Origin of the sequence: Pseudomonas chlororaphis subsp. chlororaphis (genome assembly GCF_003945765.1) — a bacterium.
Classification (GTDB): domain Bacteria; phylum Pseudomonadota; class Gammaproteobacteria; order Pseudomonadales; family Pseudomonadaceae; genus Aquipseudomonas; species Aquipseudomonas chlororaphis.
In genome coordinates this window covers 1,538,389-1,560,107 of sequence record NZ_CP027712.1, presented here as the reverse complement: position 1 = coordinate 1,560,107, position 21,719 = coordinate 1,538,389, and the positions used below count along the sequence as shown (strand labels likewise).

The following is a 21,719-nucleotide window of genomic DNA, read 5'->3' as shown; positions in this document are numbered from 1 at the left end:
GGGCGGGGCCCAGGAGTTTCCCATGCTCTTACAACGCCTTTTCGCCTCGCTGCTGCTCCTGGTCTGCCTGGGCCTGGCACTGATGGCCTGGCCTTACCAGGCCGCCTTTTCCTACGAACCGGTCGGCCCGCGCGCCTTTCCCCTGCTGATGCTCGGCCTGATGGGCCTGGCGCTGCTGTACATGGTGTTTCGCCCGGCGCCGATAAAGCACAGCGAAGACGAGCCGCCACTGGACCGTGAAACCCTGACCAAGATCAGCATCTGTGTGCTCCTGCTGCTGATCTTCGCCGGTCTGTTCGAACCCCTGGGTTTCATTCTCAGCAGCATCCTGATCGGCATTCCGATGGCGCGCCTGTACGGCGGCCGCTGGGTGCCCAGCGCCGTGGTCACAACGCTGATGGCCATCGGTCTGTACGTGCTCTTCGACCGGGTGATGGACGTGCCACTACCCCTGGGCCTGCTCGACGTTCTGGAGAACTGATATGGATACGCTTGGTTATTTGGGCCAGGGTTTCGGCGTCGCGCTGAGCCCCTACAACCTGGTCACCGCCCTGACCGGCACCCTGATCGGCACCGTGGTCGGCCTGCTCCCGGGCCTGGGCCCGATCAACGGCGTGGCACTGCTGATCCCGATCGCCTTCGCCCTCGGCCTGCCACCGGAGTCGGCGCTGATCCTGCTGGCGGCGGTGTACCTGGGTTGCGAATACGGTGGCCGGATCAGTTCGATCCTGCTGAACATCCCGGGCGAAGCTTCCACCGTGATGACCACCCTCGACGGCTACCCGATGGCGCGCCAGGGCCTGGCCGGGGTGGCCTTGTCGCTGTCGGCCTGGAGCTCGTTCATCGGCGCCTTGATCGCCACCTGCGGCATGGTGATGTTCGCCCCGCTGCTGGCGAAATGGGCGATCGCCTTCGGCCCGGCGGAGTATTTCGTGCTGATGGTGTTCGCCATAGTCTGCCTCGGCGGCATGGCCGGCGATCGTCCGATCAAGACCTTTATCGCCGCGCTGATCGGGCTGTTCCTGTCGTCGGTCGGCATCGACGCCAACAGCGGCGTGTACCGCTTCACCGGCGATAACATCCACCTCACCGACGGCATCCAGTTCGTGGTGCTGGTACTGGGCTTGTTCTCCATCAGCGAGATCCTGTTGCTGCTGGAAAAAACCCATCGCGGCCAGGAAGCGGTGAAAGCCACCGGGCGCATGATGTTCAACTTCAAGGAAGCGGCGTCGGTGTTCGTGGTGAACATCCGTTGCGGCCTGCTGGGCTTCATCATGGGCGTCTTGCCGGGTGCCGGCGCGACCCTGGCCAGCGCCGTGGCCTACATGACCGAAAAACGCATCGCCGGCGCCAGCGGCAAGTTCGGCCAGGGCGACAAGCGCGGCCTGGCGGCACCGGAAACCGCGATCGGCGCCTCGGCCTGCGGCGCCCTGGTACCGATGCTGACCCTCGGCGTCCCGGGTTCGGGCACCACCGCGGTGATGATCGGCGCCCTGTCGCTGTACAACATCACCCCGGGCCCGCTGCTGTTCCAACAGCAGCCGGACATCGTCTGGGGCCTGATCGCCTCGTTGTTCATCGCCAACATCATGCTGGTGATCCTCAACATTCCGATGATCCGCGTCTTCACCCGCATCCTCGCCGTGCCGAACTGGGCCCTGGTGCCGGTGATCGCAATCATCACCGGGATCGGCGTCTACGCGGTGCACGCCACCACCTTCGACCTGTTCCTGATGGTCGGTATCGGCATCTTCGGCTACATCCTGCGCAAGCTGGATTTCCCGCTGTCGCCAGTGTTACTGGGCTTTATCCTCGGCGGGTTGATGGAGCAGAACCTGCGCCGCGCGCTGTCGATCTCCAACGGCGCGATGGAAATCCTCTGGTCCAGCCCGATCACCGTCGGCGTCTGGGTGCTGACCGTGATCATGCTGCTGATGCCGATGATCCGCATCTGGCGCAAGCGCTCGGCCCTGCAACGCGCCGTGGCCGATGTCTGAGGCCAGCTTCAAACAGTGGTGGGGGACGCCCCTGGTCGGTCTGGCCGGCGGTTACCTCGCCAGCCAGATCGGCTGGCCGCTGCCGTGGATGGTCGGCTCGTTGCTGGCGATCATCCTGGTGCGCTGCCTGACGCCCTGGCAACTGGGGGAAATCCCCGGCGGCCGCAAATGCGGGCAATGGGTGGTGGGGATCGGCATCGGCCTGCACTTCACCCCGGTGGTGATGGAACAGGTCATGAGCCATTTCGGCCTGATCTTCTTCGGTGCCCTGGTCACCAGCCTGTCCAGCGTGGTCGGGGTCTGGCTGCTGCGGCGCACCGGTGAGGACCGGGCCACAGCCTTCTTCTCCAGCATGCCGGGCGGCTCCGGCGAGATGGTCAACCTCGGCGCGCGCAACGGCGCGGTGCTCAGCCGCGTGGCGGCCGGGCAGAGCCTGCGGGTGCTGGTGGTGGTCTTATGTGTACCGGCGGCCTTCAAGTACCTGCTCGGTGAAGGTGTGCCCCAACTGCATCCGGCCAGCGTCGATTGGCGCTGGCTGGCCGTATTGTTTCCGGCGGGCGCCCTGCTCGCCTGGCTCTGGCAACGTCTGCGCCAACCCAACCCCTGGCTGTTCGGGCCGCTGCTGGTCAGCGCCGCGGTCAGTATCGGCTGGGACCTGCATATCGGCCTGCCGGACGGCGGCAGCCAGATCGGCCAGTGGCTGATCGGCAGCGGCCTGGGCTGTCACTTCAATCGCCAGTTCTTCCGCCGCGCGCCCTCGTTCATGGGCCGCACCCTGATCGGCACGGCGCTGACCATGCTGATCGCCAGCCTCGCGGCCGTGGCCCTGAGCGCCTTGACTCATCTGGACTTGCGTTCGCTGACGTTGGGCATGATGCCCGGCGGCATCGCGGAAATGAGCCTGACGGCCGAGACCCTGCAACTGTCGGTGCCGCTGGTGACGGCGATGCAGGTAATGCGCTTGCTGTTCGTGCTGTTTCTGGCCGAGCCGCTGTTCCGGCATTGGGACAAGAAACCGGACTGAAGCCGGTCCCCTGTAGCCGCTGCCGCAGGCTGCGATCGCCCCCGAAGGGGGCGCGATGTTCAGAGTCGCCGAGGTCCTTCGGACCTATCGCAGCCTGCGGCAGCGGCTACAGGGTTTTGCGTTGGCTCTGTAGGAGCGAGGCTTGCCCGCGATGACGGCCTTCAAACCCCATCAAACCGACGGCAACCGCCATTCGATCGGCGTCTCGCCATTCTGCTCGAGGTACTTGTTGGTCCGGCTGAAATGCCCGCAACCGATAAAGCCGCGGTAGGCCGACAGGGGCGACGGGTGCACCGAGGTCAGCACCAGGTGCTTGGTGGCATCGATCAGCTTCTGCTTGCTCTGGGCGTGGGCCCCCCACAGCAGGAACACTAGATGCGGCTGGTGCTGGCTCACCACTTCGATGATCCGGTCGGTGAAATGCTGCCAGCCCCTGCCCGCGTGGGACGCGGCGTTGGCCCGTTGCACGGTCATGGTGGTGTTGAGCATCAGCACGCCCTGGTCGGCCCAGCTCTGCAGGTAGCCGTGGTTGGGCATGTCGATGTTCAGGTCGCGCTTGAGCTCTTTATAGATATTCACCAGGGACGGCGGCGCCGGTACGCCCGGCTGCACCGAGAAGCACAGGCCGTGGGCCTGGCCCGGGCCGTGGTAAGGGTCCTGGCCGAGGATCACCACCTTGACCTTGTCCAGCGGGGTCGAATTCAGCGCATTGAAGATCAACGGGCCCGGCGGGTAGATCTCCTTGCCAGCGGCATGTTCCTGACGCAGGAACTCGCGCAACTCCGCCATATAAGGCTGGTCGAATTCGGCACGCAGCGCCTGCTTCCAGCTGGGTTCGAGTTTGATACGGTCGTCATCGGTCATGGTTGCACCCGGTAAAATCAATGGGCGCACCCTAGGAAAGCCCACCACGCTTGTCAATTGATCTGACGCAGAACCGCCACTTTCGCCTATAGCGATCATACTGAACGCTCAAATTCCCGATCGAGGTCACGATGAATCTGCACTTCGAAGAACTCACCGGCACCGACGGCGCGCGCATCGCAATTGCCAGCCTGGATGCCGAACACTCCCTCAACGCCTTGTCCCTGCCAATGATCCATCTGTTGAGCGACCGCCTGGAAGCCTGGGCCAAGGACCCGCAAGTGGTCTGTGTGCTGTTGCGCGGCAACGGCGCCAAGGCCTTTTGCGCCGGCGGCGAAGTGCGCAGCCTGGTCCAGGCCTGCCTGGCCCACCCCGGCGAAGTACCGACGCTGGCCGCGCAGTTCTTCGCCGCGGAATACCGTCTCGACTACCGCCTGCACACCTACCCGAAACCGCTAATCTGCTGGGGCCACGGCTATGTGCTCGGTGGCGGCATGGGCCTGCTGCAAGGCGCCAGCATTCGTATCGTCACACCGAGCAGCCGCCTGGCGATGCCGGAAATCAGCATCGGCCTGTACCCGGATGTCGGCGCCAGTTGGTTCCTCTCGCGCCTGCCGGGCAAGCTCGGGCTGTTCCTCGGCCTGACCGGCGCGCACATCAACGGCCGCGACGCCATCGACCTGGACCTGGCCGACCGCTTCCTGCGAGACGACCAGCAAGAAGCGCTGATCGACGGGCTGCTGCAGCTCAACTGGCAGGAACAGACGCCGATGCAGCTCAACAGTCTGCTCAAGGCCCTGCAACAGGAGGCCGTCGAACAAATGCCCGCTGCCCAGTGGCTACCACGGCGCCAGCAGATCGACGAGTGGCTGGACGTCAGCGACGTACGCTGTGCCTGGCGAGCCATCAGCCAGTTGCACAATCACTCCGATGCCCTGCTGGCGCGGGCGGCGAAAACCCTCAGCGAAGGCTGCCCGCTGACCGCCTGCCTGGTCTGGGAACAGATCCAGCAGGCCCGGCACCTGTCCCTGGCCCAGGTGTTCCAGATGGAATACACCCTGAGCCTGAACTGCTGCCGGCATCCCGAATTCAGCGAAGGGGTGCGGGCGCGCCTGATCGACAAGGACCACAAGCCCCGTTGGCACTGGCCGGATATCAACAGCATCCCCGACGCCGTGGTCGAGGCGCATTTCCACAAGGCCTGGGAAGGCCGTCACCCCTTGGCGGATCTGTCGGACTTCTGAAAACCAGCCATGAAAAAGCGGCGCTCCAGGCGCCGCTTGTTTGTTATAGGCAGATCAGCGGTTGTGATGGCGGTCACGACGGTGATCGTCGCGACCACGATCGCTCCAGTCTCGACCACCCCGCCGGCCGTCAAAGTCACGGCGGCCGTCATGGCGCCGATAGTCATTGTTCCAGCCCTGGCGGTGGCCATCCCAGCCACGGTTCGGGTAGGCGCGATAAACGGCCCGCGGCGCCGACTGGTAGTAACGCGGTGCCGGTTGGTAATACCGGGGCTGGTAGTACCGTGGCGCTGGTTGGTAATAACGCGGCGCGTAATAGCCGCGGCCGGAAGAATAATAGGAACCGCCGTAGTAGACCGGCGCCGGCGTCGTATAGACCTCAGAGCGGTAGTAAGTGGAACCTCCGTCGTAGTCGTAATAGGGAACGCAGGCAGAAAGAGCCAAACCCAGGAACGCAGTGAGAAGAATTCGACGATACATGGCGGCCTCCTGGACCGCTGATGGGCCATGCCAGCGACGCTGGCCGGCGGCAGCCAAGGATGTTCTGGCTGACGGAATATCTGACCGCGAAAACCGGGTCTGGTGCGATTTCGGTTACACCTTGATACAAGTCGCCAGGCAAGGATTTTGGATCCGAAAACGCCCGGTTTTCGCGGGCTGTGTGCCATTGCTGGCGAGCGATCAAATGGCGCAGCTACCCGTCGACGCGGCCACTAGAATGCTTGCATCGGGTCACTGCCACGGAGTCGCCCATGCCGCTTAGCTCCCCGCTGTATTCGCAACGCTGGCTGATCATCACGCTCATCGTGCTGCTGGGCGGCGGTTTTATGGCCACGTCCTTACTCAGCTACTACGCCTCGCGAACCTCGATCCGCGACAACATCGTCAACACTGAGCTGCCGCTGACCTCCGATACCGTGTATTCGGAAATCCAGAAAGACCTGGTACGGCCGATCCTGATCTCTTCGATGATGTCCCGCGACACCTTCATGCGCGACTGGGTGATAGCTGGCGAACACGATCCCGAGCAGATGACCCGCTACCTCAACGAGGTGATGACCCACTACGGCGCCTACACCGCCTTCTTCGTCTCCAACAGCAGCCTGACCTACTACCACGCCAAGGGCGTGCTGAAGAAAATCGCCCCTGATACCCCTCGCGACGCCTGGTATTTCCGGGTCCGCGACATGGCCACCCCGTATGAAATCAACGTCGATCCGGACCAGGCCAACCAGAACAACCTGACGTTTTTCATCAACTACAAGGTCTACGACTACCAGGACAATTTCATCGGCGTCGCCGGTGTCGGCCTCAAGGTGGATACGGTGGTCAAGCTGATCGACCGCTACCAGCAGCGTTATCAGCGCAGCGTGTATTTCGTCGATACCCAGGGCCGGATCGTCCTCACCGGGGCCGAAGGCGGCCCGCAGGGCGCTCGGGCCGGCCAGTCGCTGTTCGAACTGGAAAACCTGCGCGACCTGCAGGCCAGGATGCCCAAGCCCCACAGCGGCAACTACGAATACAGCGCCCCAGACCAGCGGCACTTCCTCAATGTGCGTTTCATTCCCGAGCTGAACTGGTACCTGTTCGTCGACAAGCGCGAGGACCGCGCCCTGGGCGATATCCGCCGCTCGCTGTACCTCAACCTGCTGATCTGCCTGGCGATCACCCTGATCGTGCTGACCCTGCTCAACCGCGTGGTCAGGCGTTTCCAGCACAAGATCGAAACCCAGGCCACCCTCGACAGCCTCACCGGCTTGCCCAACCGCCGCGGCTTCGACTTGCTGGCCGCCCAGGCCATGCTCGAAGCCCAGCGTGAGCCCAAGCCGCTGGCCGCCCTGCTGCTCGACCTGGACCACTTCAAACGCCTCAACGACACCTACGGCCACCTCGCCGGCGATCAGGTGTTGAGCGGCTTCGCCCGACACCTGGCAAGCTGCCTGCGCCAGTCCGATATCGTTTGCCGTTGGGGCGGCGAAGAGTTCATCGTGCTGCTCAAGGACACCGACAGCGCCACGGCGCTGAAGATCGCCGAGAAAATCCGCCTGCTGATCGAGCAACAGCACTACGCCTATGAGGGCAAGAATATGCGGCTGACCGTCAGCATCGGCGTGACCACGCTGCAGGCGGACGATACCCTGCACAGCCTGCTATCGCGCGCCGACCATGCGATGTACCGTGCCAAGCAGACCGGCCGTAACCGAACCTGCATGGAAATGCCTCACTCCCGTTATGAATGAACCGACCCTGAACAACCCCAGCCTCTGCCCGGCCTGCGGCGCCCGCAACGACTGCAGCCTGGCCGACCCGCGTACCGCCGACCAGGCCTGCTGGTGCTACAGCGTGAGCATCGACCCGGCGGTGCTCGAAGCCCTGCCGCCGGAGCTGCGCGATCGTGCCTGCCTGTGCCCGCGCTGTGCCCGGGTCGATGCGCAACTGCAAGCGGCCGCCCGGCCGATCCCGTAAGATGCGCAGCCTTTTGCCAGCCTGCCGATAGCCATGCGCGTTGATCGCTTCCTCAGCAACCTGCCCCGCTTCAACCGCCAGCAGGTGCGCCTGCTGCTGGTGGCAAAGCGCATCCGTATCGACGGCCAGGTGGTCAGCGATCCCCATGCCGAGGTGCGCGAGTTCAGCCGGGTCGAGCTCGACGACGAAGTGCTGCAGGCCGGCAAGCCGCCGCGCTATTTCATGCTGCACAAACCCATGGGCTGCGTCAGCGCCACCCGCGATCCCGAACACCGCACCGTGCTCGACCTGCTGGACGAACCGGACAAGCACGAGCTGCACATCGCCGGACGCCTGGACTACAACACCACCGGTTTGCTGATCCTCACCAACGATGGCAGCTGGTCGCGGCGCCTGACCCAGCCGCAGACCAAACTGCCGAAGCGCTACTACGTCGAGACCGAACAGGACATAGGCCCGGAGTACGCCGAGACCTTCGCCCGGGGCCTGTACTTCGCTTTCGAGGACCTCACCACCCTGCCCGCCGAGCTGCAGATCCTCGGCCCCCGGTGTGCGCGGCTGAGCATCGTCGAAGGCCGCTACCACCAGGTCAAACGCATGTTCGGCCATTTCGACAACAAGGTCTTGCGCCTGCACCGCGAACGCATGGGACCGCTGGCCCTCGACGAAAACCTGGCGCCCGGCGAGTACCGGCCGCTGACCGATGAAGAAATCCGCCTGGTCTGAGCGCCTACAATTTCCGTAGCCGCTGTAAGCCATCGACGATGCCATGACCATTCAGCCGAAGTTGTCGAACAATTTACCAACGGCACTTGCGAGACGGCGTTCTCCCTGCTTGAATCAGTCCGTCGGCCGAAATGTGACCGATGAGTCACGAACATACTTCTAAGAAATCCTTTGCCGTCCGAGCCTCCTGTGCTCATTCCTGTTGTCCGGCAAATTGCCCGCCTATAACAACACCCGTCGACCATCTGTGCGGATCGACATGGGCTAAAAAATTCCAGGCGTATGCCTACCTGTCACAAATCTCGTGCACCCTCGGTTGCGCGCATACCCGCTTGCCAGGAGTCTTATGACATGAGGCCAGAAATCGCTGTGCTGGATATACAAGGTCAGTATCGGGTTTACACGGAGTTCTATCGCGCAGATGCCGCAGAAAAGACCATCATTCTGGTCAACGGCTCAATGGCCACCACCGCGTCTTTTGCGCAGACCGTGAAGAACCTGCATCCGCAATTCAATGTGGTGCTCTACGACCAGCCCTATGCCGGTCGTTCGAAAGCCCACAACAGGCACGAGAAAATGCTCACCAAGGAAGTCGAAGGACAGATCCTCCTGGAGCTGATCGACCACTTCGCCGCCGAGCACGTGATGTCGTTCTCCTGGGGTGGCGCGCCGACGCTGCTCGCCCTGGCGCAGCGCCCGCGGCGCATTGAAAAGGCGGTGATCAGCTCGTTCTCGCCAGTGATCAACGAGCCGATGCGCGACTACCTCGAACGCGGTGTCGATTACCTCGGCAGCCGGGACGGCGACCGTGTCGGGCACCTGGTCAACGAGACCATCGGCAAGCACCTGCCGTCACTGTTCAAGCGTTTCAACTATCGCCACGTCAGCACCCTGGCCGAGCATGAATACGGGCAGATGCACTTCCACATCAGCCATGTCCTCAACAGCGACCGCCAGTGCTACCTGAAAGCGGCGAAGAACATCGAGGTGCCGGTGCTGTTCATGAACGGTGAATGGGACGAATACACCGCCGCCAATGACGCCCGGCTGTTCGGCAACCATGTCCGGCACTCGACGTTCAGCACCATCCAGGCCGCCGGGCACTTCCTCGACATGGAACACAAGGCCGCCTGCCGGGACAGCCGTAACGCGCTGATGGGGTTCCTCAAACCGACCCAGCACACCAGTCGTCCGCGCTATCACTACCTGCAGGACCACCATGCCCTGGCTATCTGAAGTGGCGTCATCGCGAGCAACTCGTCCCCTGCCCTTGGAGCGAGCTTGCCCGCGATAGACCGCAAGCCGGTCTTCGCCCCGTCGCCGCGATGACGGCGTAGAAGCGTACCTGCGTGCATTTCCCACCGCTTCGCAAACACAGGCCCGGCAAAGAAAAACTTCAAATCCGCGCGCACTTCTGGTACAAAGTCAGCCGCTCCGAGCGGGTGTCGTATAATGGCATTACTCCAGCTTCCCAAGCTGATAACGAGGGTTCGATTCCCTTCACCCGCTCCACTTCAACTTTCCACGGGTTTCCAAGAACGTCCACTGAGCATTTCAAGCCATTGAAGATAAACACTTTTCTCTTCTGACTCGATCCAGAGACGTCCACTGAAATCCACGCCAAGCCGGGACTTTTTAGTCCATTATTTAGTCCATCTTTAGGGTGGCGCGGTGTTCGGATTGTTACTGGGAGTGCGGATCGACTGTGATCAGCATCTGGTTCCTGACTCAAATTCAGGAGCTGGAACATGGCGCTCTCCGACCTCACTGTCCGCAAGGCCAAGGCCACCGGCAAGGCATATACCCTCTCAGATCTGGATGGACTCTCACTGGCCGTAGCGCCGGGTGGGGGCAAATCCTGGCACTTCCGTTATCAATGGCATGGCATCCAAAAACGCATGTCTCTGGGTAGCTAGCCGGAACTGTCGCTGCGCGACGAAGCCCGCGCGCAGGTGGCCAAGGGAATCAATCCTCACCGCGACCGAAAGCAAAAACGAGCGGCCGTTCGCCTGACCGACGAGTACACCTTCAAGGCAATCTTTGTGAAATGGCTCGCGCATTGCGGGCTGACATACCAAGAAGGACGCCAGGCCACCCAGTCAGTGATCCCGCGCATCTCGACAATGATGTACTGCCACTGCTGGGCCATCGCTCGATTTACGGGGTCAAGCGAATCGATCTGCTCGAAGTCATTGGCAACATCGAGCGGCACAAGGTTCGGTAGCGGAATCCTCCGACCTGGATGTGGTGGTTCAGCCCCCCCAGGGCAAAGTCACTACAAAATCGGATCTGAAATACTCCGGATTGCTCTACGAAAGATTGCATACACTGATTCGCAGAAAACGACAGAGGGACAATCACTTCAATGAGCAAGCTATTCCCAAAAACGCATGAAGCCTTCGCCAGCGACAACGACCTGCTGAACAAGATCAAGGGGCTCGAAGACAGGATCGAGCAGAGCTATCAGGTGTATCAGCTGACGCAATCCCTATTGGCAATTTCCGACATCATTGACTCGAAGCCAGTCCCCAAGCAGGACTTTCCCCTGCCGGCAGAATTAGTTGAAGCAATGAAGCTGTTGCTTCAGGACGCTCCTGCGCCTACCCAACTGGACAGGGACAGAGACGCCATCTGGGAAATGAGGCGACGCGCCGGGACGCAATACGTATTGGCTTTCTTGAGTCCCAATCTCTGGATGAGTCTCGAAGAACTGTTTGCCGGAATCGTTGTTGGCTACCAGCAGATGTTCACCAGCTCCAATCGCGCACCTCTCAAAGAAAAGGACGTCTTCGCCGGTCAGAATGAACTCAAGGCAGTACACCAGAAGATTGAGTGCATCAGAAATAAGCACTACGCCCACAAGGAGCTAGAACATGGTCGCCACCGTGTCGCATATTTCATCGATGAGCATGGCGCCATAACCATCGATGCTGGTGGGGCGCAGACCATCATCCACTATCACCTTACGCTCTGCCCGGATCTGATCAGGTGTCTGCTTGCGGCCACGTCGTACCTGAAGCAAGACATCAAGTCTCGCAGCGACCACATCGTTGGCAACTTGACCGAAGAGCAGAAGCAGGCCTTGCGGGCGCATGCTGCTCAAGCATGACCTACAACAGGAGCAGTATTGGCGCGGCAACGAGGTCCGCTGCCAGATGTGCTCTATCAGGCGCCGCCGTGCCGATTGAATCCAAGTCGTCGCCAGCGCGCCACCAATGGACAGTCACTCGGCCAGCCGGAAGGCACCAGCCATTCGGTCCTGCTCCCGCACGGACAATCCTACGCGCTGAGCCAGCATTCGCCATTGGCCAACGACGCCTCGAAACGCCTCGATGATCTCGTCCGCTTTGCAGAGCTCCAGGCGGAAATACTCTGCGACTTCCCGGGCCAGCTCAAGATCGAGGGCGTTGTCCGCATCGGTGATGTTGAGTTTCAGCCCATCAGCATGAGAGACAGGGTTCATATCGTGAGCCTGCGAGAGCTTCCAACCATTGCCGGGCACCAGGATGAAACCGTGGTTGCGCAGATGATCGTCCGTGTTGGAAACGAGGATGTTGAAGACAATCCTCGACCACAGTTCACGCAGATCCTCATTGGGCTGCGAGCCCTGGTTCATCAGCACTTCTGCGAGCTCCAGGTAGCTCACCCCCGTCGATGCATCATCGCCATCACTGTGTCCGGTCATGGTCATCGCCGAAGCAAAATGCAGACGGCGACCCGCATCGGTACGGTCGAAGCGGCGCACTATGAAGCAGTGATAATCGCTGGCGAACCTCCGATCTATGCTCTAACCCGCTCCAAGTAAAACGAGCAATCTGCCGGTTACAAGAAGAGCATCGGAGCATTCTGAAAACGCTGCAGAGACGCCAGGCCTTCCTGACAAATAAGTACCCGCCACCGATGACGATCAGTTGTAGTTAAGAACGAAGCTCATGGTCGCATCGCCTTTGCCCGGCTTTATCTCGCTACCTGTCGGAACATATTTGGCACTGCCGGAGAACCGGTAAATGGAGCCCTCCGCAATCTCCCTGTTCCAATCGAGGGCGATGGACCTGGAGATATCGAATGGCAACTTGACGCCCTTATCGTTGACCAGGGAAATACCCACCCCCGATGCAACCCCGGGCTGGCCTAGATTGATAAGCTTGAGCAGGCCGTCGGCCTGGGAGTTGCCTTCGAAGTAGACTTTTACCGGAACTTTCGTATCAGATTTCAAGCCTTCGCAGCGGACATCGAAGTTGAATGGCACCTCTTTGACACTTCCCTTCTTGAGGTTGTCGATGGTCTGCTTGCCCATCTGGACATTGACCGCTGCACCCACGGATTCGCAGCCAGCGAAAAATATATCGTTGACCAGTTCGGTAGTACCTTGCGAGCGGACTGTGAGTCGCGCACCTCCCATATCCCATATCACGCTGAACATCATTGGTACCTTTCCTGAAGCGACACCACGATCGGTACGAACGAACACAACATCTATAAATCTGGGAAGATAGCCGGAGCTGGTTGTCCAAGAAAATGGAGTACACCACGTATTGTTGCCACTCGCCTCCAGCCCAAGACAGAATTTAACGCCGATGCCCTTGATACCTGTTTCATAAACTTTAGGTATCGCCGATGGCACTAGCGTCGTATTAGCAGTAATAGCCGCGAGATTCGTACCCTGACATGTAACGAACCCACCTTGCCAGAGAGTGACAGTGTGTTTAGCAAGCTCTGCTCCAATGGGAGCTGCCTTGATGATAGTTCGAGCAGGGAGAACGATGTCCTTTAGCGGTGGGACACTGCTGTCCAGAGTGCAAGCTGCAAATACATTCTGCGCAAACAGGCTGGCTAAAAATATCAGTATGAATATTAGTTTACGCATCTAAATAATAACCTCTAGCGCCCCCCAAAACTGGAAGGGTTGCCAACTTGGACGGTCAAAGAGACGTGCCAACAAGTCCCCTGCCGCAAAAATAAGAAAGACACCAAACCTCAGCCGGAGATGACGCCGTCGTATTTGAGAATTCCACCGAAATCGCCGATGACTTCGAACTCAACCTTGAGGTCGTTAGCCTGGACGCCACTCGGCAGCTCCGCCATCTCGACCAGGGAAGTCGCGGCCGGCGCGACCATATCGATCGGCGCGGTGAACCCCTTGCCTCCCATCCGCAATGTGATCGTGGCAAAAGACAGGTGGAAAGCCGACGGATTGGTCACTTCCAGGTGGGTTTTGCCGTCTTTGGCAAGCAGGCGCCACTTGAGTTGTTGGGGGGCTTGCGCGACCTTGCCCGGCAGCCCGGCCGGCCGGTAGAACAGCTTGAGGCGCTGCTGCACGGCGATTTGCAGGGTATTTTCCTCCCGGGACTTTTGCGGAACCTCCCGCACGTTCAGCCAGTACACCGACTCCTTGTCGGTCGGCAGGCCTTTGCCGCTGTACAGGATGCGCAACACCTGCTGCTGTTCGCCAGCCAGGCGCTTGAGCACCGGGGTGATGGCGAAGGGCACATCCTCGCTCTTGTCGGCCGACTCGACCCAGGCCTGGAACATCAGGTCCTCGGTCGCGCTGTTCTTGATCACCAGGGACGCTTCCTTGCTCGGCGCCGCAAGCACCACACGGGTGTTTTCCAGGTTGATGCCGGCCTGGGAGAAAGCAGGGAAAAACAGGGCGAAACTGGCCAGAATCAATCCGGCGATGGCTGGAGTCTTCACGGTAATTCTCTACCTCGATATGTGTCGAAGGACAGAACCCCGTTGTTACACGCCATGCAAAAACAGCGATGGACTCGACGAGGCGAACCGTGCGGGTATTCGTGACGTTCGAGAAAGTCAGGAGGCAGGAAAACTACAGTAGATAGGCGTCGCAAGCAGTAGGACAATTCCTAAAAGGAACAACGTGCTCACTCACCTGCGAAATAGCGAGGCACCGCATGAGGAACCGGATGGTGCGAATTCGGTGTTCGAGGAAAGAGCCATAGGCCCGACGTACTGCATCGCACCCAAGCCCCAGATTTGCCGGGCCATAATACGGTCTGGCTCCTGCCCAACTCGCTCAACCTGCGTTCTTGGTTTCGCCGCCCAGGAGAGTCGGAGTATGCCCCCCTTTCACTACATGCGATGTTCTACGTATTCCTGTCGAGGACAACCGTCCTGAAAGCTTCGTAGCATCGTAATGCCCATTCGACGGTGAGGGACTGCAACGTCTGGGCGTCGATGCTGCTGATATGGAAGATCTAGTCCACGATGTAGTCCAATACGGTATCTGCATCCACAAAAATCTTTGTTAATCAAAAAGTTAGATATCGGGTGCTGTTCCCTTCACCCGCTCCACTTCATTCGAGTCCAGCGTCAGGCCCTGCCGACGAGGGATGCAGAAACAAAAAAACCGGTCCTCGAGTGACCGGTTTTTTTATGGGCGCTTTATCAACCTGCGGCCACGATGAACGAGCACGGAAATGGCAATAGCCCCGAATAGCCCCGTGCTGTCCCCCAGCGCCTCGACCGGGCTTACTCATCTTCAAAGATGCTGACCAGGCCCGCTCATCTGTACTCCTGTCGACCCTCAACGAAATCAGCTTGGCCAGTACTTCGGCAGATATCACGGTTCGAGAAGGATCCTGCAACACAGCCAGCGCTCTTATCCGCCGCGTTCCAAACTCGCTCTTTCTACACTTCAGCCTGCGGAGTTCCCCTGCCAACGACCGTCGGGCGGGCCAGGTATTGAACACATTTTTTTGGTAGGTATAGTAACCACCAAACATCACAAGGAGGTGATGTGGACAGTCGGTATTTGATCGGCCAAATCGTCGCAGACGGTTGGTATCTGGTCAGGGTCAGGGGCAGTCACCACCATTTCAAGCATCCCCATAAACCGGGGCTGGTGACCGTTCCCCATCCCAAAAAGGACCTGCTGAGAAAAACCGCCATCAGCATTCTGAAACAGGCGCTGCTCATGTGAAGGCGATTCACCGCGCCCTGGAGGTTTCGCACATGCTTTACCCGATTGCAATTTCAATGGGCGATGACGAACACGCCTGGGGGGTGGAAGTCCCCGATATTCCTGGCTGTTTCTCGGCCGGCGACGACCTCGACGACGCCATGGCCATGGCCCGCGAAGCCATCGAAGGGCACTTCGAGATTCTCGCCGAAGACGGTGCCCCCATCCCGCACGCCAACAAGGTCACCCTGCACGCGGCCAACCCCCGGTACGCAGGCTGCACCTGGGCGCTGATCGACATCGATGTCACCAAGTACCTGGGCAAGGCGCAGAAGCTCAACATCACCCTGCCCGGCTACTTGCTGAACCGCATCGACGAATACGTGCTGCATCACCCGGAAGCCAAGAGCCGCTCGGGCTTTCTCGCTTCGGCTGCACTGAAGGTATTGCAGCAAGACTGAACACGCCGCCCTGACCGAAGAACGTGAGCGGCCAATAAGGCTGTTGGTGGCCGCTCAACGCTGGACCGGCCGGGTGGAATTTAGTCGTACAGGTCGCCCACAGGCACGCGCGGACGAGTACGGCTAAGCCCAGGTCGCATCCGGCGTATCGGCAACGCTCGAAACTTCTACGATGAGCCCTCGCCTTTCACCGTAGAGACCGCCCATGCGCCAGATCCTGCTCGCTCCCTTGCTCGCACTTTCGTTGGCCGCCGGCAACTGCCTGGCGGGCCCGTCGTTCGATCGTCTCTACGCCTTCGGCGACAGTTATTCCGACAACGGCGCCAGCGACCGCTTGACCCGGGACATGCTCGCCCAGCAGTTCAAGGACACCCAGCAACTGCCCGGCGAGCTGTATTGGCAAGGCCGCTGGAGCAACGGCCCGACCGCCGTGGAAGTGCTTGCAAAAAGCCTGCGGTTACCCCTCACCGACCACGCCGTTGGCGGCGCGAAAAGCGGGCAGAACAATTACTACGCCTGGATGACCGCGTACCGCGACACAGGAGTGAGCGGGCAGATCGACGACTACCTGGCCAACGCCAAAGGCCAGGCCGACCCTGGCGCGCTGTACTTCATCTTCATCAGCGCCAACGACTTTTTCGAGCATGCCGACTTCGGCCACAAGGAACCGATCGACGAACTGGCCGCCAGCAGCATCGACCATATCCAGAATGCCGTCAGTCGTCTGGCCAATGCCGGCGCCAGGCATTTCCTGGTAATCGGCAGCACCGACCTGCGCCATGCCCCGGCAGTGGTGGCCAGCGGGCAGAGCGAACAAGCACTGCGCTATCAGCAGATACTTGAACAGCAACTGCCGTCGCTGCTGGTGGCCGAGAGCAAAAAGCTCAATGTACAAATCACCTACTTCGACCACATCGCCTTCAGCGATCAGCTGCGCCGCCGGCCTGCCGAGCATGGCCTGGCCCAGCTCGACCGACCGTGCCAGCCGACCTATCCCGAGGTGAAGCCGGCGTGCGCCCATCCAGACGAATATTTCTATTGGGATGAATGGCACCCGACCCGCAAAGTCCATGCCCTGGTGGGCGAGGCCATGGCCAAGACCCTCGGCCAGGCCCGCTAAGGCACGGCCTCGCCGGCGAGCAGCAGGCCTGCCCTAGACGCAAAGCTGCAACGGGAACCGGTTCGCCCCGCTCCAGGCCAGGAAGCGTTCCTGCAGCATCGGCCTGGCGAGGAAATAACCCTGGGCTTCATCGCAACCGAACGTGTAGAGCATCTGCAAACATTTGAAACTCTCGATGCCCTCGGCCACGGTGCGATAACCCAGCTCGCGGGCCAGGCTGATGATCGAGCGGGTGATCTTCTGGTGCTGAGTGTTGCGCTCAAGGTCAGTGATCATCGACTTGTCGAGTTTCACCACGTTGGCCGGGATCTGGTGCAGGTAGGCAAAGTTGCTGTAGCCAGTGCCGAAATCATCGATGGCCACATCCATGCCCAGCTCGCGAATGCGCGTCAATTGCGCCAGGACATTCGGGTTGGAACGCAGCCACTCGCCCTCGGTGATCTCCACTTCGAGCCGCCGTGGGTCGATGCCATGCAGCTCACAGGCGCGGCGGATCAGCTCGGCGATATCCTGGTCCTCGAAATCCTTGGGCGACAGATTGAACGACAGCTTGCTGCTCTCGGGCAGGCCCCAGGTGCGCAACTTGCTCAACACCGTATCGATGACCCAGTGGGTCACCTGATGAATCAGGCCGTTGCGCTCCATCACCGGAATGAACTCGGCGGGCGAGATCGGCCCCAGCCACGGATGTTCCCAGCGCAACAAGGCTTCGGCACTGACCTGGGCTCCGTCGGGCAGGGCGAAGCGTGGCTGGAACATCAGGTAGATCTGGCCACTGCGCAAGGCATCGTTGAGGTCCGAGGCCAGGTTGAACGCACGGCGCTGGGCATGATCGCGCCCGGCATCGTAATGCGCCCAGAAACTGCGCCCGGCCATGGCCAGCTCCAGGGCGAACATGGCCTTGCGCAAGGCATCGTCCACTGACTGGGTATCGATCTCGAACTCCACGGTTCCGGCGCAGACCGTGGGAATCATGGGAAACCCCAGCCCGGGCGGCTGGCGACGCAGGCGACTGACCAGCGCATCGAGCAGTCTATCGAGCCCCTCGGCCGGCGCCGGCAGCAGGAAGCCGAAGCGCTTGACCGACACGTGATAGACCCGCACATGCCGCCCCAGGTACTCCTGCAGGCGCAGCGCGAGAAAACGGATGATGGTCTCGAAAGGCGCCAGCCCCAGGGCCAGGGTCAGTTCGTGGGCCACCTTCATGTCCAGGGCATCGATCAGCACCAGCACGCGCTGTTCGCCGATGTGGTGCTCGACCAGGTCACGCAGGTCGCTCTGGAACTGCTCGCGATTGGCCAGGCCGCTGACCGGGTCGCGACGACGCTGGCGCTGGCGCTGCTCGACCTGCTCCATGACCATCGCTGCCATGTCCCGCAACTGCTGGCGTTCGACGATGCTCAACTGCTGCTCGACCTTGTCGATGATGCACAGGCTGCCGATGGCATAACCGGACGCGGTCAACAGCGGCGCCCCGGCGTAAAAGCGGATGCCCTGGTCGCGGGTCACCAGCGGGTTGTCCTGGAAACGCGGATCGAGCGCCGCGTTGCGCACCTCCAGCACTTCGCGGCCTTGCACCGTGAAGGCGCAGAACGACTGGTTGATGGGGGTCTGCGGCTCATCGAAACCCACCCGCGACTTGAACCACTGACGATCACGGTCCACCAGGCTGATCAAGGCGGTAGGCACCTTGAAGTACTCGGCCGCCATGCGGCAGATCCGGTCGAAATTCTCGCAACTGGCGGTGTCCAGCAACTCCAGGGCATGCAGGGCGGCCAGGCGCCGCTCCTCGGCAATCGCCTTATCGGGCATACACGACCTCGGGCCGGGACAACGCGATCATCACAATAAACAACCTATTCGCAGGGAGGCTGGAGGGGGCGCGACGGGGATGAAAGCGATAGTGGCATTAGGACATCCCGGCCACCAGAATGACTGACGGGCAGGCGCTTGCCAAACCCATCCGTCGGACGAACGGTATTGGTTACAAAAAAGCTTGGTTCTCAAGACCTTCGAGCTAGAGCGCTTCGACGGTTGACGACGTTGCTCTCAGGCGCCGAAACGAGCGATCGCCGCATCGACGAAGTGCCGCAGCTTGGCGGTCATCTGCCGGTCCGGCCGGTACAGCAGATGCATCGCGCGACTCGGCGCCTCATAGCCGGGTAGCAACTGCACCAACTCCCCCGCGGCCCGCGCCGGTTCGAGAAAATCCGCCGGCCCCAGGACGATGCCGAAGCCATCCACGGCCGCCGACAGCAAGGCCTTGCTCTCGTTGACCTGCAAGCGGCTGCGCACCTGAACCTCATGTACCTGGCCGTCGCGGCGGAACTGCCATTGGTTGTCCGCCGGCCGCGACCAGTAGGCGTACCCCAGGCACTCATGCTGTTCGAGATCGGCCGGCACCCGTGGCGTGCCCCGGGCGGCGAGGTAGGCAGGTGCCGCGCAGGCGATCAACCGATAGGGCGCCAGTGGCCTGGCGGTCAGGCTGGAATCGGCCAGCGGGCCGATACGAAAGACCGCCTCGTAGCCCTCCTCCACCAGGTCGATGTAGCGATCGGTGAGGTGCAGGTCGATTTCCACCTGCGGATGCTCGCGCAAAAACGCCGTCACGAACGGCATGAGGCTGTAGGAGCCGAAGGTCACCGGCGCGCTGATGCGCAGCTTGCCCCGGGGCGTGGCATTCATGATCTGCGCCAGGGAATCAGCGGCCCGGGCTTCGCCGAGGATGTGCTTGCAGCGCTCGAGGTAGGCACTGCCCAGCTCGGTCAGACTCTGCCGGCGCGTGGTGCGGTTGAGCAAGCGCGCGCCCAGCCGCTGCTCCAGCGCCGCCACATGCTTGGCGACCATCTGCGGCGACAGCCCCAGGCGGGTCGCCGCACGAGCGTAGGAACCGCTTTCGGCGGCCGCGACAAAGGCCTCCATGCTGGTCAGACGATCCATCATTCAACACTCCCAGTAACGAGATTAAGTACCAGTCGCTTATTTATCGCCATCTGGTGGTGAATCATCATAGCCGCTCGACCCTTTCAACGGAGCATGGACATGCGTATCGGCATTATCGGAGCAGGTTTTATCGGGCGCGCCGTGGCGCAACTGGCCCTGGCGGCGGGGCATGAGGTGATGCTCAGCAACTCCCGCGGCCCGCAGACCATGAGCAGCGTGGCCAGCGGCATTCGCGGCAGCCGCATCGGCAGCGTCGAAGACGCCGTACAGTTCGGCGAGCTGGTGCTGGTGGCCATCCCGCTGGCCCATTACCGTAGCCTCCCCGCAGCCCTGCTGGCCGGCAAGACGGTGCTGGACGCCAATAACTATTACCCGTCCCGCGACGGTCATATCGAGGCCCTGGACCGCTTCGAAACCACCACCAGCCAACTGCTCGCCGAACACCTCAAAGGCGCCAGGGTGGTGAAGGTGTTCAATGCCATCCTCGCCCAGGACCTGCTGACCGACGCCCGCCCCAGTGGCGCCCCTGATCGCCGCGCCCTGCCGATTGCCGGCGACGATCCGCAGGCCAAGGCGCAGGTCGTGCAATTGCTCGACGAGCTGGGTTTCGACACGGTCGATGGCGGCGGCCTGGCGGACAGCTGGCGTTTCGAACGGGCCAAACCGGCCTACTGCATCCCGCTGGATAAACCGGGGCTGCGCGCGGCCCTGGCGCAGGCGCAACGAGAAGTCGAACTGCCCGAAGGTTCGTGGCGCTCCTGACGCCAAGGCATGCAGCGTTCTGCAAGCGCAAAAAAAACGACCCGTTCGGGTCGTTTTCATAGGTTTGCCTGTGCGCCGGTTCGCCTTCGCTCAACTGGCCCAGCCACCCGCATGCAGGTGCCAGCCATCGCCGCGACGCTCCCAGAACGGGTGCACATAATGGTACCCGGGACGCAACGGCTCCCAGTGACCATGGACCGCCACATACTGCCGGCCATCCCAGTGCCAGTAAGCCCGGGACCAGACATAACCCGGGCGATGCATGGGCTCGACTTCGATGACCCGCACCGGCGGTGGCTGCGGCGCAACCACCTCGGTGTACTCCACCGGCGCCGCGCGTTCGACCACCCGCCGCTCATGCACCACCCGTTCCTGCACACACCCGGAGGCCACTACGACCACCGCCACCAGAGCCGTGTAACGTAACAACATGCTGCCTCCCCGGCGCTTGACGCCGACGCTTGAACTGCTGACAACGCCCCCTGCAACCACCCGGCTCCTGCCAGGCGTAAGACGTGTTTTAACAGCTCGAAACTGTCTGCTAGCTGAACCTGATAGCAGCAGGCAGATAGCGGCAGCAAGGTGGCGACAAACGGCCAGTCAGCGGCGGCAGATCAACGTCCTCGGGCGTCGAAATCCGCCCGGGTCATCTCGAAAAACTTGCTCGGCAGTCCCTCGAACTCGCCATCGCGCACAAAACGAAAACCCAGCTTGCGCGCCACCCCCAGCGAGGCCTCGTTCAAGGCATGGGCATCGGCGACGATGCGCTCGACCCCCGCCCCGAGAAAAGCGTGCTCGACAACGCGCCCCGCCGCCTCGGACGCAACACCCCTGCCCCACGCCCGGCGCACCAGGCGCCAGCCCATTTCCAGTTCCGGGCCGACAGCCTCGTAGGGAATGAACGACACCCAGCCGAGAAACTCCTCCGGCGCGGACTTGGCAAAGATCGCCCAATAACCACAGTGCTCACCAAAATCGCGCTCCATACGCGAACGCACGAAATCGCGGTGCTCCTCGCCACCGTCCCAGGGGCCGGGAAGGTAACGGGTGACTTGCGGATCGAGGTCCATGGCGATGCACGCCTCGAAGTGTTCGAGGGTACGCGGGCGCAGCAACAGGTTGGGGGTTTCGAAGTGGAGGTTCATCAACTGGATATCCGTATTCAGGAAGATTGAAACGAGCGATGAACGATA

Annotated in this window: 21 protein-coding genes, 1 tRNA gene and 2 pseudogenes; 15 read left to right on the top strand and 9 right to left on the bottom strand. The window is 61.3% G+C overall.

Annotated features, from left to right (window positions below; genetic code table 11):
- The first annotated feature begins 22 nt into the window (after positions 1-22).
- Genes C4K27_RS07060 through C4K27_RS07050 form a run of 3 tightly spaced genes read left to right on the top strand, consistent with a single transcriptional unit; the run spans position 23 to position 3,021 of the window.
- A complete protein-coding gene (locus C4K27_RS07060) occupies positions 23-481 on the top strand; it encodes a tripartite tricarboxylate transporter TctB family protein (protein ID WP_007930215.1) in 459 nt (152 codons plus the stop codon).
- Between the two features lies 1 nt (position 482).
- Positions 483-1,997, top strand: coding sequence for a tripartite tricarboxylate transporter permease (locus C4K27_RS07055; protein WP_053259942.1), 1,515 nt, complete (start codon positions 483-485; stop codon positions 1,995-1,997).
- Entirely contained in the window at positions 1,990-3,021 is a 1,032-nt protein-coding gene (locus C4K27_RS07050) for an AbrB family transcriptional regulator (RefSeq protein WP_053259941.1), read from the top strand. The genes C4K27_RS07055 and C4K27_RS07050 overlap by 8 nt, the downstream gene beginning before the upstream one ends.
- Before the next feature lie 171 nt (positions 3,022-3,192).
- On the opposite strand, the gene ung is transcribed toward C4K27_RS07050, so the two are convergent.
- A complete protein-coding gene (ung, locus tag C4K27_RS07045; protein WP_053259940.1) occupies positions 3,193-3,885 on the bottom strand; it encodes a uracil-DNA glycosylase in 693 nt (230 codons plus the stop codon).
- A gap of 131 nt (positions 3,886-4,016) precedes the next feature.
- On the opposite strand from ung, the gene C4K27_RS07040 reads away from it, so the two are divergent.
- Entirely contained in the window at positions 4,017-5,129 is a 1,113-nt protein-coding gene (locus C4K27_RS07040; RefSeq protein ID WP_053259939.1) for an enoyl-CoA hydratase/isomerase DspII, read from the top strand.
- Positions 5,130-5,183: 54 nt separating this feature from the next.
- Here C4K27_RS07040 and C4K27_RS07035 read toward each other — a convergent pair whose 3' ends face one another.
- The gene (locus C4K27_RS07035; protein ID WP_007929400.1) at positions 5,184-5,609 is read right to left on the bottom strand and encodes a hypothetical protein; all 426 of its coding nucleotides are present in this window, start codon (positions 5,607-5,609) and stop codon (positions 5,184-5,186) included.
- 272 nt (positions 5,610-5,881) lie between these two features.
- On the opposite strand from C4K27_RS07035, the gene C4K27_RS07030 reads away from it, so the two are divergent.
- The 7 genes and pseudogenes from C4K27_RS07030 to C4K27_RS06995 all read left to right on the top strand — a co-directional run bounded on the left by C4K27_RS07030 (position 5,882) and on the right by C4K27_RS06995 (position 11,430).
- Positions 5,882-7,369, top strand: a complete 1,488-nt coding sequence (locus C4K27_RS07030; protein WP_053259937.1) for a sensor domain-containing diguanylate cyclase — start codon at positions 5,882-5,884, stop codon at positions 7,367-7,369.
- Positions 7,370-7,376: 7 nt separating this feature from the next.
- Positions 7,377-7,595 (top strand): cysteine-rich CWC family protein, encoded by a 219-nt coding sequence (locus C4K27_RS07025; RefSeq protein WP_274306756.1) that lies wholly within the window; start codon positions 7,377-7,379, stop codon positions 7,593-7,595.
- A gap of 33 nt (positions 7,596-7,628) precedes the next feature.
- On the top strand, positions 7,629-8,321 hold the full coding sequence (locus C4K27_RS07020; protein WP_053259935.1) for a pseudouridine synthase: 693 nt from the start codon (positions 7,629-7,631) through the stop codon (positions 8,319-8,321).
- A 351-nt stretch (positions 8,322-8,672) separates the two neighbouring features.
- A complete protein-coding gene (locus C4K27_RS07015; protein WP_053259934.1) occupies positions 8,673-9,557 on the top strand; it encodes an alpha/beta fold hydrolase in 885 nt (294 codons plus the stop codon).
- A 202-nt stretch (positions 9,558-9,759) separates the two neighbouring features.
- Positions 9,760-9,833, top strand: a tRNA-Gly gene (locus C4K27_RS07010).
- A gap of 236 nt (positions 9,834-10,069) precedes the next feature.
- Positions 10,070-10,536, top strand: a pseudogene (locus C4K27_RS31420) (tyrosine-type recombinase/integrase); the annotation flags it as partial.
- 150 nt (positions 10,537-10,686) lie between these two features.
- On the top strand, positions 10,687-11,430 hold the full coding sequence (locus C4K27_RS06995) for a hypothetical protein (protein WP_053259931.1): 744 nt from the start codon (positions 10,687-10,689) through the stop codon (positions 11,428-11,430).
- A gap of 114 nt (positions 11,431-11,544) precedes the next feature.
- Here the strand turns inward: C4K27_RS06995 and C4K27_RS06990 are convergent.
- The 3 genes and pseudogenes from C4K27_RS06990 to C4K27_RS06980 all read right to left on the bottom strand — a co-directional run.
- Positions 11,545-12,105, bottom strand: a pseudogene (locus tag C4K27_RS06990) (type II toxin-antitoxin system HipA family toxin); the annotation flags it as partial.
- 123 nt (positions 12,106-12,228) lie between these two features.
- The gene (locus C4K27_RS06985) at positions 12,229-13,188 is read right to left on the bottom strand and encodes a fimbrial protein (protein ID WP_053259929.1); all 960 of its coding nucleotides are present in this window, start codon (positions 13,186-13,188) and stop codon (positions 12,229-12,231) included.
- 110 nt (positions 13,189-13,298) lie between these two features.
- Entirely contained in the window at positions 13,299-14,015 is a 717-nt protein-coding gene (locus C4K27_RS06980; protein ID WP_053259928.1) for a fimbrial biogenesis chaperone, read from the bottom strand.
- A 1,063-nt stretch (positions 14,016-15,078) separates the two neighbouring features.
- On the opposite strand from C4K27_RS06980, the gene C4K27_RS06975 reads away from it, so the two are divergent.
- The 3 genes from C4K27_RS06975 to C4K27_RS06965 all read left to right on the top strand — a co-directional run bounded on the left by C4K27_RS06975 (position 15,079) and on the right by C4K27_RS06965 (position 16,821).
- A complete protein-coding gene (locus C4K27_RS06975) occupies positions 15,079-15,261 on the top strand; it encodes a type II toxin-antitoxin system HicA family toxin (protein WP_053259927.1) in 183 nt (60 codons plus the stop codon).
- A 32-nt stretch (positions 15,262-15,293) separates the two neighbouring features.
- A complete protein-coding gene (locus C4K27_RS06970) occupies positions 15,294-15,701 on the top strand; it encodes a type II toxin-antitoxin system HicB family antitoxin (RefSeq protein WP_009042564.1) in 408 nt (135 codons plus the stop codon).
- A 205-nt stretch (positions 15,702-15,906) separates the two neighbouring features.
- Positions 15,907-16,821: an SGNH/GDSL hydrolase family protein gene (locus C4K27_RS06965; protein WP_053259926.1), complete on the top strand. Its 915-nt coding sequence runs from the start codon at positions 15,907-15,909 to the stop codon at positions 16,819-16,821.
- 33 nt (positions 16,822-16,854) lie between these two features.
- Here the strand turns inward: C4K27_RS06965 and C4K27_RS06960 are convergent, their stop codons facing one another.
- Both C4K27_RS06960 and C4K27_RS06955 read right to left on the bottom strand, forming a co-directional pair.
- Entirely contained in the window at positions 16,855-18,633 is a 1,779-nt protein-coding gene (locus C4K27_RS06960) for a sensor domain-containing phosphodiesterase (RefSeq protein ID WP_053259925.1), read from the bottom strand.
- Positions 18,634-18,870: 237 nt separating this feature from the next.
- Positions 18,871-19,761, bottom strand: coding sequence for a LysR family transcriptional regulator (locus tag C4K27_RS06955; RefSeq protein ID WP_053260051.1), 891 nt, complete (start codon positions 19,759-19,761; stop codon positions 18,871-18,873).
- A gap of 102 nt (positions 19,762-19,863) precedes the next feature.
- Here C4K27_RS06955 and C4K27_RS06950 point away from each other — a divergent pair, with 102 nt between their 5' ends.
- A complete protein-coding gene (locus C4K27_RS06950) occupies positions 19,864-20,526 on the top strand; it encodes an NADPH-dependent F420 reductase (protein ID WP_053259924.1) in 663 nt (220 codons plus the stop codon).
- Between the two features lie 90 nt (positions 20,527-20,616).
- Here C4K27_RS06950 and C4K27_RS06945 read toward each other — a convergent pair whose 3' ends face one another.
- Both C4K27_RS06945 and C4K27_RS06940 read right to left on the bottom strand, forming a co-directional pair.
- Positions 20,617-20,958: a YXWGXW repeat-containing protein gene (locus C4K27_RS06945; protein WP_053259923.1), complete on the bottom strand. Its 342-nt coding sequence runs from the start codon at positions 20,956-20,958 to the stop codon at positions 20,617-20,619.
- 182 nt (positions 20,959-21,140) lie between these two features.
- Positions 21,141-21,671, bottom strand: coding sequence for a GNAT family N-acetyltransferase (locus tag C4K27_RS06940; RefSeq protein ID WP_053259922.1), 531 nt, complete (start codon positions 21,669-21,671; stop codon positions 21,141-21,143).
- Positions 21,672-21,719: the final 48 nt, after the last annotated feature.